This is a genomic window from Limnohabitans sp. (genome assembly GCF_044361645.1).
Classification (GTDB): Bacteria; Pseudomonadota; Gammaproteobacteria; order Burkholderiales; family Burkholderiaceae_C; genus Limnohabitans_A.
Genome location: NZ_JBIKIL010000119.1, coordinates 1 through 11,557, shown reverse-complemented (window position 1 = coordinate 11,557; position 11,557 = coordinate 1). Strand labels below are relative to the sequence as shown.

14 protein-coding genes and 1 pseudogene are annotated in these 11,557 nt (G+C 57.7%); 8 read left to right on the top strand and 7 right to left on the bottom strand.

The window, feature by feature from the left end:
• Nucleotides 1-65: 65 nt before the first annotated feature.
• Together ACIQ39_RS15820 and ACIQ39_RS15815 are read right to left on the bottom strand one after the other, a co-directional pair.
• The gene (locus ACIQ39_RS15820) at nucleotides 66-722 is read right to left on the bottom strand and encodes a hypothetical protein (protein ID WP_396435565.1); all 657 of its coding nucleotides are present in this window, start codon (nucleotides 720-722) and stop codon (nucleotides 66-68) included.
• Nucleotides 719-1,480, bottom strand: coding sequence for a hypothetical protein (locus ACIQ39_RS15815; RefSeq protein WP_396435564.1), 762 nt, complete (start codon nucleotides 1,478-1,480; stop codon nucleotides 719-721). The genes ACIQ39_RS15820 and ACIQ39_RS15815 overlap by 4 nt, the downstream gene beginning before the upstream one ends.
• A gap of 204 nt (nucleotides 1,481-1,684) precedes the next feature.
• Between ACIQ39_RS15815 and ACIQ39_RS15810 the strand changes: the two genes are divergently transcribed.
• Nucleotides 1,685-2,764 carry a hypothetical protein gene (locus ACIQ39_RS15810; protein ID WP_396435563.1) on the top strand — a complete coding sequence of 360 codons (1,080 nt, stop codon included), beginning with the start codon at nucleotides 1,685-1,687 and terminating at the stop codon, nucleotides 2,762-2,764.
• Here the strand turns inward: ACIQ39_RS15810 and ACIQ39_RS15805 are convergent.
• The gene (locus tag ACIQ39_RS15805; RefSeq protein ID WP_396435562.1) at nucleotides 2,741-4,930 is read right to left on the bottom strand and encodes a sigma-54-dependent Fis family transcriptional regulator; all 2,190 of its coding nucleotides are present in this window, start codon (nucleotides 4,928-4,930) and stop codon (nucleotides 2,741-2,743) included. The two genes, ACIQ39_RS15810 and ACIQ39_RS15805, sit on opposite strands and share 24 nt — an antisense overlap.
• A gap of 377 nt (nucleotides 4,931-5,307) precedes the next feature.
• Between ACIQ39_RS15805 and pedF the strand changes: the two genes are divergently transcribed.
• The 7 genes and pseudogenes from pedF to ACIQ39_RS15770 all read left to right on the top strand — a co-directional run bounded on the left by pedF (nucleotide 5,308) and on the right by ACIQ39_RS15770 (nucleotide 8,736).
• The gene (pedF, locus tag ACIQ39_RS15800) at nucleotides 5,308-5,796 is read left to right on the top strand and encodes a cytochrome c-550 PedF (protein ID WP_396435561.1); all 489 of its coding nucleotides are present in this window, start codon (nucleotides 5,308-5,310) and stop codon (nucleotides 5,794-5,796) included.
• Nucleotides 5,797-5,842: 46 nt separating this feature from the next.
• Entirely contained in the window at nucleotides 5,843-6,751 is a 909-nt protein-coding gene (locus tag ACIQ39_RS15795) for a substrate-binding periplasmic protein (protein WP_396435560.1), read from the top strand.
• Between the two features lie 48 nt (nucleotides 6,752-6,799).
• Nucleotides 6,800-6,928, top strand: a pseudogene (locus tag ACIQ39_RS15790) (DUF779 domain-containing protein); the annotation flags it as partial.
• 34 nt (nucleotides 6,929-6,962) lie between these two features.
• Entirely contained in the window at nucleotides 6,963-7,340 is a 378-nt protein-coding gene (locus ACIQ39_RS15785; protein WP_396435559.1) for a DUF2946 domain-containing protein, read from the top strand.
• A gap of 134 nt (nucleotides 7,341-7,474) precedes the next feature.
• Nucleotides 7,475-7,948 carry a copper chaperone PCu(A)C gene (locus tag ACIQ39_RS15780; protein WP_396435558.1) on the top strand — a complete coding sequence of 158 codons (474 nt, stop codon included), beginning with the start codon at nucleotides 7,475-7,477 and terminating at the stop codon, nucleotides 7,946-7,948.
• Between the two features lie 13 nt (nucleotides 7,949-7,961).
• On the top strand, nucleotides 7,962-8,108 hold the full coding sequence (locus ACIQ39_RS15775; protein ID WP_396435557.1) for a hypothetical protein: 147 nt from the start codon (nucleotides 7,962-7,964) through the stop codon (nucleotides 8,106-8,108).
• Between the two features lie 91 nt (nucleotides 8,109-8,199).
• Nucleotides 8,200-8,736, top strand: coding sequence for a Fic family protein (locus ACIQ39_RS15770; RefSeq protein ID WP_396435556.1), 537 nt, complete (start codon nucleotides 8,200-8,202; stop codon nucleotides 8,734-8,736).
• On the opposite strand, the gene ACIQ39_RS15765 is transcribed toward ACIQ39_RS15770, so the two are convergent.
• From ACIQ39_RS15765 to ACIQ39_RS15750, 4 genes are all read right to left on the bottom strand, one after another.
• Nucleotides 8,621-8,917 carry a DUF2269 family protein gene (locus tag ACIQ39_RS15765; RefSeq protein ID WP_396435568.1) on the bottom strand — a complete coding sequence of 99 codons (297 nt, stop codon included), beginning with the start codon at nucleotides 8,915-8,917 and terminating at the stop codon, nucleotides 8,621-8,623. The genes ACIQ39_RS15770 and ACIQ39_RS15765 overlap by 116 nt on opposite strands.
• Nucleotides 8,918-8,996: 79 nt before the next feature.
• The gene (locus ACIQ39_RS15760; protein ID WP_396435567.1) at nucleotides 8,997-9,242 is read right to left on the bottom strand and encodes a DoxX-like family protein; all 246 of its coding nucleotides are present in this window, start codon (nucleotides 9,240-9,242) and stop codon (nucleotides 8,997-8,999) included.
• Between the two features lie 87 nt (nucleotides 9,243-9,329).
• Entirely contained in the window at nucleotides 9,330-9,818 is a 489-nt protein-coding gene (locus ACIQ39_RS15755) for an SRPBCC family protein (RefSeq protein WP_396435555.1), read from the bottom strand.
• Entirely contained in the window at nucleotides 9,799-10,920 is a 1,122-nt protein-coding gene (locus ACIQ39_RS15750; protein WP_396435566.1) for a saccharopine dehydrogenase family protein, read from the bottom strand. The genes ACIQ39_RS15755 and ACIQ39_RS15750 overlap by 20 nt, the downstream gene beginning before the upstream one ends.
• Nucleotides 10,921-11,557 lie beyond the last annotated feature (637 nt).

Below are 11,557 nucleotides of genomic sequence, written 5' to 3'. Positions count from 1 at the left end.
AAGACGTTCTTGGACTACGTGGTGCAGAGAATCACCCGCCCCCTGCCGCCTTGGTATCCACCAAGTCAGCTCACGATGACAGAATAACTGCCGGATCTAGGTTCATCAAAACTCAGATACCCGATCGCAGCACGATGGGTTTCTTGGGTGTTCACGTCGAGCACCTGTCCGCTGTCGTCGATGGAAAAACGCACCAAGGTGCGTTCCTCACCTTTGGCCCCAAGTTGCTGGGTGCCCGAGTACACGATCTGGGCTTGCGGGTTGATCTTGATCACGGTCACTGTGGCATCCACAGGCAGCTGGTTGCGGCTTTCGTAATAGTGCGCATTGACCACGTATTCGCCTGCCACCAAACCGCGCAGGGTCACGATCTCTTGGCGTGCGGCGCTGGTGATGGTTTGGCCATTGACCACCACCGAGTTGTTTTTGTCGCCTCGGTCGTTGCGGTCCAGGTGCAGCATGCCCACATCGCGTTGGCGAAACCACAGCACTTTGCCGCCAGGCTCCATCACCCAGGTGTCCAGGTCGTTGGGGTTGTCGTCGGGCCAGGACACGGTGATCATGAACTCGGCCTTGGCCGGCACGTCCCCTGCCTTTTTGGCCAAGGGGTTGAAAGCCAGCAGCGCGATGACAAAGCAAAAAACGAAGGCGATCAACATGTTGAACAACATGTCGTAAAACGGGTCGGTTTCGGTGTCACGCGTGCTGCGGCCTATGCTCATGGACTGGCCTTGTCCAATGTCTCGTGCATGGCCTGGGCTTCGCCACGGATCAAAATTTCAGCCACCAGCCCATCGGCAAAGCGGTCGATGCGCATGAGCTGCAGACCCAACAAAATGTTGGCAGCCAAGCCCGTGATGGTGGTCAGCAAGGCGATGCCCAGTCCGCCCGTCAGGCTCTTGAGCATTTGGGCCGATTGTTGAGGGTCAAATCCATCCATGCGACCCAATTCAAAGGCCAGCACAGAAAAACCAATCACCTTGCCCAGCAAGCCCAGTTTGAGCTGGGTGCCATTGAGCCACCAGGCCATTTCTTGCGGACCATGGGCTCGATCACTCAAGACCTGTTGCAAGACCCTTTTGTCGGTGGCCTTGTGGGCGCGGGCAGTCAGGTAGTCGGTGGCCCAGCTTGGCTTGCCTGTCTCCGAGCGCTGTGCAGGCTGCTGCAGGGCTTGCCATTGCAGGCCCAAGCGCCAACTGCGAAGGCCTGCCCAAAGTGAGCTGCCGAGGAACAGCAAGACGATGACGATGGTGAGGCCGGTGGGGTCGGCTCGCACCAGGCGTTGCCACAGACCGTGTTGGCCCATGAGACTGGCGGCAAACACCAGCAAGCCCATGAAAGACAGCCAGAGCAGGAACAGGCCTTGTGGCAACTGCTCCAGCGACATGCTGGGCCGCGAGACGCCGGGCAGCCGTTGGACGAGCAAAGCACCCCACATGCGCTGGTGCCAGCGGCTGACTGGATGGGCAAGCGTGTTCATGCGTGCGATCGTCTCGAGGAATGAGGGGCTGGCATGCCAAGTGCTGCTTGTGTGAAGATGTTCAGTGCGCTGTACCAAACACCATCATTAGCAACATAAGTGCCACCTCTTTCGTCAATTTTTGCCGCCTGCCCAAGCATGCTCGGCGCTGTCACGGGCTGGAGTGTCCCAGTTTGGAGCAGTCTGGATTGTTGCGTTGTGTCAATGCGAACTTTTCGGCGCAGGTGCACGGGGCTGACCCTGGGGGCCGTGTGGGCGCTGGCGGCACAGGCCCAGCCCTTGCCTGCAGGCCAAAGCGCTTGTCCCCCGCATGAAACACTGACTTTGCAGCAGGTCTTGCCCGATGTTGCCGTGGTGCATGGGCGCTGGCCCACGGTGCTGCACACGGGCATAGCTGCCATGCGCGCTGAGCCCATGGTCACCACCGTGGTCTTGGGCCAGGGCCCTGAGCGCACCGTGGTAGACCCCGGGCCAAGCCATCAAGCGGGGGTGGCGTTGCGCGACAGCTTGACGTGCCAGCACGGCGCGCGGGTGGCCGCAGTGATCAATACGCACGCCCATGCCGAGCAGGTGCTGGGCAACAGTGCTTTGGCTGCCCCAGTCATGGCCTTGGCGGGCACAGCACAGGCCATGCAAGCGCGTTGTCCCCAGTGTTTGGCTTCGCTGACGCATGAAATGGGTGGAATTGCCATGCAAGGCACACGCATTGTGTTGCCCGAACGGTTGTTGCATGAGGGGCAGTGGTTACACACCGGAGGACGTTCTTGGTGGGTGCAAGAGATGCGGCAGGCGCACACAGAAAACGACCTGGTGTTGTGGTCCCCCTCGTCCGGTACACCTGCAAAAGTTCAAGCCAAAGGCGGTTTGGTGGTGGTCGGCGGTTTGGTGGATGGTCGTTGGCCTGTGCTGGCGCAGGGCAGCGTGCTGGGCTGGTTGCAAGCGCTGGATTGGCTCCAGGCCATGCAGCCCGATTGGCTGATCGGGCAACACCTGGTGGCCGGGCCTGTGCAGGTGCAGCCGGTGCTGCAGCGCCAAAGGGGCTATTTGTGTGGCATTTTGGCGCATGCCTGGCGCAGGCTGGAGCAGGGGCAATCTGAGGCAGAAGGGGTGCAGGGGCTGGTGCCGCCTGCCACATGGCCAACGCCTGAGCCAGGGCAAGTGCAGGCGTGGCAGCAACAGCATGTGTTCAACCAACGCCGCGCTTGGCGTGAGGCAGAGCAGCTCTGGCTGGAGCGTCAAGCCTGGCCCAACGCCTGTGGTTCAGCCCCAGACGTCAGGCGGTAAAAGGTCTTTTTTGCGGTAGATCGTGTTGCGAGAAACGCCCAGCAATTTCGCAGCCGCAGACACATTGCCACGGCATTGCCGCAAAGCATCGGTCATGGTTTGCAGGGCGACATCTTGCAACCGAGGCGCAAGCGCGCTGGTGGGGGCGTTCACCGCCATCGTCGCAGGCTGCGCTGCTGCAGTGGGCGTATTTGACCAGGGTGCAGTGCCGCCCTCTGGCGCGCAAACTGGCGCTCTGTCAGCCACAAGGGTGCGTGCCTGGAAGGCGCTCAGGGGCATGCCCAAGGCGGCTTCTTCGCAAGGCAGTGGTTCGGCTTGGAGGCGCACAGGCGCTTGCTGCACCTCTTCCAAAAAGTCATCTGGCAAGTGCGCCATGCCAATGCTTCCACTGTGCCCAAGCATGGCCACCGCGGTGCGCAGCAGGTTATGCAACTGGCGAAAATTACCTGGCCAACGGTATTGCAAAAACAAGGCCATCACTTCGTCGGAAATGTGGATTTTCTGATTTGCATGGCACAGGTTGAACAAAATCTTGTTCGCCACGGTTTCGAAGTCTGATCGCTCACGCAGTGCGGGCAGCCGCACGACCAGACCATTGAGGCGGTAGTACAGGTCTTCGCGAAATTGGTTTTGGGCGATCAGGGCTTTCAGGTTTTTGTTGGTGGCGCAAATCAGCATCACGTCCACGTCGTACTCTTTGCCCGAGCCCAAGGGGGTCACGCGCCGTTCTTGCAGCACACGCAGCAAACGTGCTTGCAGTTGTGTGGGCATGTCACCGATTTCGTCCAGAAACAGGGTGCCGCCATGCGCCATTTGGATCTTGCCGGGTGCGCCTCGGCGCTTGGCCCCAGTGAAGGCGCCTTCTTCATAGCCAAATAACTCCGACTCGATCAGGCTCTCGGGGATGGAGGCGCAGTTGATCGAGACAAAAGCTTGCCGTGCACGGGCCGAATCGTTGTGTATGGCTTGCGCCAGGATGTCCTTGCCGGTGCCGGTTTCGCCCAAGATCATGATTGGGATGTCGCTGCCTTGCACGCGCTGCAGCTTGTGCAGCACGGCTGCGATTTGCGGGTCACCGGTGTTCAGGTAGTGCAGGCTCGACAAGCTGGCACGCCCTGCAGCAGCAGCTGTCGTCGCACGGGTCGCAGGCGTGGACTCGGGCGCTGGACTGGCAGGCTTTTGGACATGGGCATGGTCATGGGCATTGTGCTGCGGCGAGGGTGTGGCTGTTGGGGAATGCTGCAAACCGCTGAACCAGGCCTTGCTGGGTTTGAGCCTTGCCTGGCAAACCACCGAAACGCCGTTGTGCATGCACAGGCTGACCGCTTGCCCTGCCGAGTGGCGCCACCGGTCATGAAACTGCGACACGGGTTGGTTGAACAGCGAGGAAAAAGTGTGGGCCTGCATGGCATTGACCGACAAACCCAATTGAAACTGGGCGCTGCGGTTGGCCGACAAAAAGCGGCCATCCAGCGCGAACACCACAATGCCCTCGACCAAGGTGTTCAGAAATTCAGGGCGCGAATGGAAGTGGATGCGCAAGGCGTCGGGAAACACGTTCTCAAACATGTGGTTCTCGATCATCTGCGCCGACATGCGCACCAGTGCCATGGTGTGCTGGTGGTAGCTGCGTTCGTCGCCGGTGACATCCAGAGCGCCCATGACTTTGCCGTAGGGGTCAAAAATGGGCGTGCAAGAGCAGGTCAGGAACTGGTTGGACTGCAAAAAGTGGTCGCGCCCATGCACCACCACCGGTTGGCCTTCGGTCAAAGCCGTGCCAATGGCGTTGGTGCCCCGGCTTTGTTCGGACCATTCGACGCCGGGCATCAAGGCCACTTGGGTGGCTTTTTCTAGAAAATCTGCATCGCCCAACGAGTGCAAGATCAAGCCATTGCTGGAGGTGAGCAGGACCATGCTGTGGGTGTTGGCGATCTGTTCATAAAGCGTTTCCATCACCGGGCTGGCGTGCTGGTAAAGCAGGTGGTTTTCGTCGCGCGCACTTTCGACACCGCGTTGGGGCAGCGGTGAAAAATCCGGTTTGATCCAGGTGTCCAGCCCATAAGACTGGCTGCGCCCATGGGACTCCCGGATCAGGTGACGATGTTGCTCACTGTTGAGCGCATAAACCCCGTTGTTCGGCGGGGTGCGTGTCGGCGTGCTGAGCATGTTGTCTCCTGACAGGTCCGTCAAAGCCCAAATGGGGCTTTGCGGCGTGTCTATTTCTTGTAGATGGACTAATTCAGCCGAATCATCGCCGGACGCATCGTCTGGCGCGAAGCTATCAGTTTGATGATGCACAACAACTCTCTGCAAAAAATGTACCGATTCAGAGCACATGCAAAAGACCGGCCAAGTTTTGGTGTGTTGTGCAGGCCATTATTCGGAGTTTGCGGGCAGTTGTATGTAACTTTTTGAAACAGAATATTGCTACAAAAACAAAATAAAACGCTTTGGTGTCACATTGTCCAATATTGCAACAGTGCGTTGCATGGCACGCTATTTGCCAGTAATCCAGCATTGTTCAACCGATGCGGGGTCACTTCATGCACATCACTCTCTCTTTCAATCGCGCTTTGCGCACCGCTTTTTTGGCCATTGGCTTGGCTTTGACGGGTTCCGTTTTGTGGGCCCACGGCGACGTCACGCCGCAGGCTGTAGACACCAAAACGCTGCCACAACTGGGGGCCAAGTGGTTGCCCAGCAACCCCTACAGCAGCGGCCCGGCATTCAAGGAAGCTTTGCGCATTGGCACTTCTGCCTACAACCAAAACTGCGCCCGCTGTCACGGACTGGAAGCCATCTCAGGCGGCATCGCGCCCGACCTGCGCAAAATGGATGCCGACTGCACGGGCATGGCCGATGAGGCCAAAAAAAATGCGTGCATGGCTGAGATGGACGAGTTTTATCTGGCGATCGTTCGCCGTGGCCGCACCCGTGACGGCCGCGTTTACATGCCGCCCTTTGAGAGCACCCTGAGCCAGGAAGCCATGTGGGCTATTCGCACATACCTTGAGACACGGCGCGAAAAATAAGTTTGATTCTTCGCGCATTGCACCGCATTCCCAAACAGGAGACTCCATGACACACAACACAGTGCAGCCCCCTTCTTCAAACCAGCCCACACGCCGCCAGTGGCTGCAAGCCGCAACTTGGGCCTGTGCAGGCGCAAGCCTGGGCCTGGGTGCCGGGACCGTGCAAGCCCAGGAATTGTTTGATTTGGACAAAGTGCGCGCCAGTGGCGCGCTCAAGGTGGCTTTGTACAAAGACAATGCCCCCTTCTCGGATGGCAAGGGTCAGGACATGGACGGTGTCGATGTGGCGCTGGCCCAAGCGCTGGCCTCAGAGATGGGGCTCAAGCTCAATTTGCTGCCCTTTGATGCGGGCGAAAAAATGAACGATGACTTGCGCAACATGGTCTGGCGAGGCCACTACCTGGGTTATGGGCCAGCCGACGTCATGCTGCATGTGCCGGTGGATAAATTCCTCATGGTGGCCAACAAGCAAGCGCTGATCTTTGCACCTTATTCTCGCCAAGTGCTGGTCATCTTCCATGCACTGGAGCGCTTGCCCACTGTTCAGTCGGGCCTGGATTTGCAGGACTTGCCCTTGGTTGCAGAGCGCGGCAGTGGCGCTGCCAGCACCTTGTTGGGTTTTGGTGGCGGGCGTTTGCGCTCTCAAGTCAAGATGTTCAATTCGGGCATTGATGCTGCGCACGCGGTGATCAAGGCAGACGCTGCTGCGGCCTATGTGACGCGCGCCCAAGCCGAGACGGCCTTGCGTGCCGCAGGACGGCCTGCTGCGGGCTTTGGCCTGACCCAACTGACCCTGCCTGGTTTGGCCGACAATGGTTGGCCCATTGGCATGGCAGTCAATGCCGAGAACAAGAAGTTGGCGCTTGCTTTGGAGACTGCGCTGCAAAAGTTGCGCGCTGACGGTCGCCTGCTGGCGATGTACCGTGACCGGGGCCTGACTTTGGTGGCACCTTGAATAAGCCATTTGAACAACACTAACCCTCAGCGCTTGTCTTCAACCCAGGTTGAACGCTCGGGCGGCACGTTTTCGCTGGAGGGCCATACCGGCAAAGCCTTTCACACCCGATCGCGCCTGTTCACCGATGAAGATTGGGCGCAGATCGAAGGGCAGCTGATGCGCGATTTGGCATGAGCTGTTTTAAGCCTCAGTGTCATAATCGTCGCCTATGAATTTCTTGCAGTCCCTGCGCAACGCCCACCGCCTCAGCCGCTTCGTGCTGGTGTGGTTTGCGTTGTTTGTCGGGGCGGCCGTGGCATCACCGCTGGTCAAACCAGAGGCCGTGCACTTGGTTTGCAGCGCCATCGGTGGCGTGAAACTGGTGCAGGTGGACGCTGCAGGTGCCGATGTGGATGCGGCGGTGGCACACACCGCGCTCGACTGCCCCGCCTGCATGCCCTTGATCGCGCCGCCTGCGGCCGACGTGCTGGCCGATTTACCAGCGGGCAACTTGTCCCATGTTTTGCAAGCCCTGCCGGCGGCTCGGCTGGCCAGTTTGCTGGGGCAACCCTGGCAAGCCCGCGCACCCCCCCTCTTTTTCGCCTGAAACACCGCCCCCAGAAACGCTGGGGAGCTGAGTCGGTTTCGGTGTCCCCTGTGCTTTTGCGCCCCGCTTGATGGGGTTTGCCGTGTGCACTGTCTGTTCTTCTTCATTTGTTCGATAACCACCAGGAGTGATCCATGTCCCGTCCCGCTTTGTCTGTGTCTGCCTTTTTTCTGGCCATGACGGTGTCCTTGGCCGCGCAAGCCCAAGTCACCGTGAAAGACGCCTGGGTGCGCGCCACCGTGCCCCAGCAAAAGGCCACCGGTGCCTTCATGCAGATTCAATCGGCGCAAGACGCCAAATTGGTCTCGGCCCAATCGCCTGTGGCGGGCGTGGTCGAGGTGCATGAGATGCGCATGGACGGCGGCATCATGAAAATGCGTGCAGTGCCCAGCCTGGACTTGCCTGCAGGCAAAGCGGTCGAGCTCAAGCCCGGCGGTTACCACGTCATGCTGATGGACCTTAAAGCCCAAGTCAAAGATGGTGACACCGTGCCCGTGACGCTGGTGGTGGAAGGCAAAGATGGCAAGCGTCAGTCGGTGGAACTGAAAGTACCCGCCCGCACGGCCGCTGCACCGGCCATGAAGCACGGCGAAGGCCACAAGCATTGAGTTTCTTCGTTTCTTGGCCAAGTACGCCGCCAAGCTGCCCAAAATGCAGCTGTTCACCCTGGAAAAAGCCTTTGGCAGCAGGGAGAAAGTGGGCAAAGAACACTTTGCCGATGGCGGCATTTTCGACCAGATTTACACCCCCAAAACGCCCTCACGATAAAGGGCGGACGTCTTCATGGCCTGTGTTGCGCCCTGTGCGAGGGCCGTGGGTTTTTATGCTGGATTATGGACATTTGTGGATATTTATGGCTATGTTCAAAACAGACACCCTCCAGATCACACCCGAAGTGCTGTCGCTGATTGCCCAAATTGACGAGTTCAAAGGGGCCTGGCGGGCTTTGGGTTCACTGGCACCCGAGCGGCTGTTGGCACTGCGGCGTGTGGCCACCATCGAAAGCGTGGCCTCATCCACCCGCATTGAAGGCAGCAAACTGAGCAATGCCGAGGTCGACGCCTTGCTCTCGAACATCAAGGTCAAAAAATTCACCACCCGCGACGAGCAAGAAGTCGCGGGCTATGCCGATGTGTTGGAACTGCTTTACGCGTCCTGGGAGCACATTGCGTTCAACGAAAACCACATCCAGCAACTTCACCGCGACTTGCTTCAGCACAGCAACAAAGACACACACCACCAAGGGCGCTACAAAAAAATCTCCAACAAGGTCGCCGCCTTCAATGAAAAAGGCGAACAGGTGGCGGCGGTCTCCAGAACAAACCCGAAAAACAGTACAAGGCAAATGCCCAAAGTATCCAAGGCGTATTCAGCGGCAAACCCATCAGATGCATGAACCAGAGACCGGTGACCGGCTGAAGCAATATGGCTTGCGTCGTGAACCACCAATCTGCCCGCACGACCAAACGCGTCACTACGGCTTGCGCTGCCACCTCACCACTGCGGTTGGCAAAAAAGAGGTAAAACGCGGTTCCCAAGCCCGTGCCCACCAGCACCACGCTGGAGAGTACATGCATCCATTTGACAATCAAATAGGTGCTCATCTGGATCTATGTGCCAGCTGCCACAGCACCACAGCGATGGGAATGTTTTTGCTCAATGGGCCAGCGGATGGAACCACAGGTCAGGCTTGAGCGCCGTGGCCACCAGAGTCATGACCACCATGATGACCAGAGCAAGCAAGTAGACTCTACGATGTGGTCGCAGCCATAGCCACAGACCCAAGATTGCATCTAATCCGGCACCGAACAGTACCAACTTATGGGATAGCCAGGTGTCAGAAATCCCCCCATTCTGTAACAATTGTCGGCTTTGACCCTGCATTTCCAAAGCACTGACAATCGCAGTCCACAGTCAAACAAAGACAACACTCCAGCGTAACAGCTTGCTGCCTTTGGACTGCTCAAAATCAGCGTCCTCAGTCATGTGTTACCTGTCCTGCTGCCAACGGTAGACAGCATCAGCGTGAGTTGTCAGATACTTGCTCAGACGCTGAAATCGCTGACGCGTTTGGTATTCAAAAACGCGTTCTACAATGGGACGGATAAACCATGCAATCCAACTCGGCCCGACCTCCAAAGTGTAGGTATAAAGAAGCAAGGATTGACCATTGTCCAGTTCTTTGTGGCGCATTGAGGCGGCCCAACGTTTGAAAGGAAAAGACTGTCCCAGCATGGATGCAGCCGCTAGGCGAGGCCGGTCAAAAGCCACAAACTGCGTTCGCATGGACAAATTGCGCATCCAGCCACTGCCGACGTTATGCGTGACCGCCCCCACGTAGGGGCAATGGGCACCACCTTCGATCACTGTGGCACTGACCAGACTGTCCCAGCGGTGGCGCCAATGGTGATAGTGGAAGGCATCAAACACCACAGCAGCGCTAGCAGGCATGACAAATTCAAAACTGCGGTGAACCATGCGATAAGCCCTCTTCCACCATATCGGTCAGCATGCCCCATTTGGCGAACTCGGGCGCAAAATCCACCAACTTGATCATGCTCATGCAGGCATATGCACCGTGAGTCATGGGCTCACCTGCCGCCAATCGACGCGCCAACAAAATAGCGGCCATGCAAGGAATTTCGGGGCCGTGGTCGTTGTCTGCAGCGAGATGCCAGGCCCGCTTTACCCGCTCGCCAGTGCCATCTTTGCCGGACACGCGCACCACCATACCGCCCAATTCAGAACCGAAAGGGTCAAACAACTTGGCAGCGGCGTTCAAGATGCTGGCCAAAGACGATGGTTTCTTGAGCAGCCCCACTTGCCTCAGCCAGGCCAGAGCGGCAAATGCCTGTTGCCCCAGTCCCACCTCTAAAGCAGCCCGAAACGTCACGCGTTCACGCACCAGGTAGTGCTTCGGAAAAAGCTCAAGATCGGGAATGTCACACGGCGCACCCAGCCGAGGCCGTAGCCGCTGAAACGCCACGCGTTGGGGCGCAGCCCAACCGATCTGGGTCTGCCACCGCCCCCCCTGCCAGACTTGGATGGGGCTGCCGCAATAACTCAGCACCGCGCCCAATGTGGCGACGCCACGGGGCGCTGTTTGTGCCGGAGCGATGCAAATATCCAGCGTGTCCACACTTTGCCAACCCGCACTCAGGTCATCGACCACGGCAGAAGACAAAGCGGGAACGGTGCTGGCACCAGAGATCGCCACGCGACCGACACCCTCAAAAGCAGCACCCAGTGTCTGCGGAAAATCACAGACAAAGCGACGACCATCAGCCAGATCGATGTAATGGACTGCGGCTTGAACACAGGCTTGCGCTACCGCATAGTCTTGAGCCTGAAAAGGCCCTGCAGTATGAATAACCAGGTCGATCTGATTGGCTTTTAACACCTGCGCAAAACCCGAGCTAAGCATATCCAAGGTCAGGCCTCTGGCACTGCCACGCAAACTGCCAGCAAAGTCTGAAGCCCTATGGCCGTCACGGCCTGTCACGATTAATTCGATGTTGTCATTACCCGCCAAGGCACGGCAAATACGAGCCCCAAAATTTCCATAACCACCCAACACCATTACTTTCATAGTATTTTTCATTCTGTGAATCGGCATTCACCATAGTATATGTGGCCCCAAATTGAATGAGCCCGTGCATGGTCACCCACGCATTGACAACCATGCCCAGAACTTCATGTTCAGGCAAATCCAATACGACTATCGATCCGGACCTGTGAAGTTTGAAGTGAAAAGCCTATTTTGGGCTTAGCGGTCAGCGATGCGCTCTTAGTGGAAATTACGCCCTCGGGGAGTGCCTGCCTTTTGTAAAAGCCCCAACCTTGGGGCGATGGCATGGTGTCTGCGAAGCACCATTGCGACGAGGGTGCCACTCCCGCAAGAAAGCGTTTATGCAACAATCTTCAAGCTGAATCAAAAATGTATAACCAAGGTACAACCATAGATAGTTTTTAGCTTTCGCGATGGTTGAGTTCCAGATGACCTCAGGACACACAAATGCGGTGATTCAGCTCCAACTTTTCCGCATAAGCGGCATTTCCAATGAATTACATCAACTGCGATATGCTCAAGCGTTAGTAAATGGTCGTCCCTGAAAAATTCATTTTCAGTTCAGCGCCCAGTTTTTGGACCCAGCCTTGAGTGGTTCGCAGACAAAGATTTGTCGCAATTGCCGAGCAAGTTGCCCCAAACCGCAGGC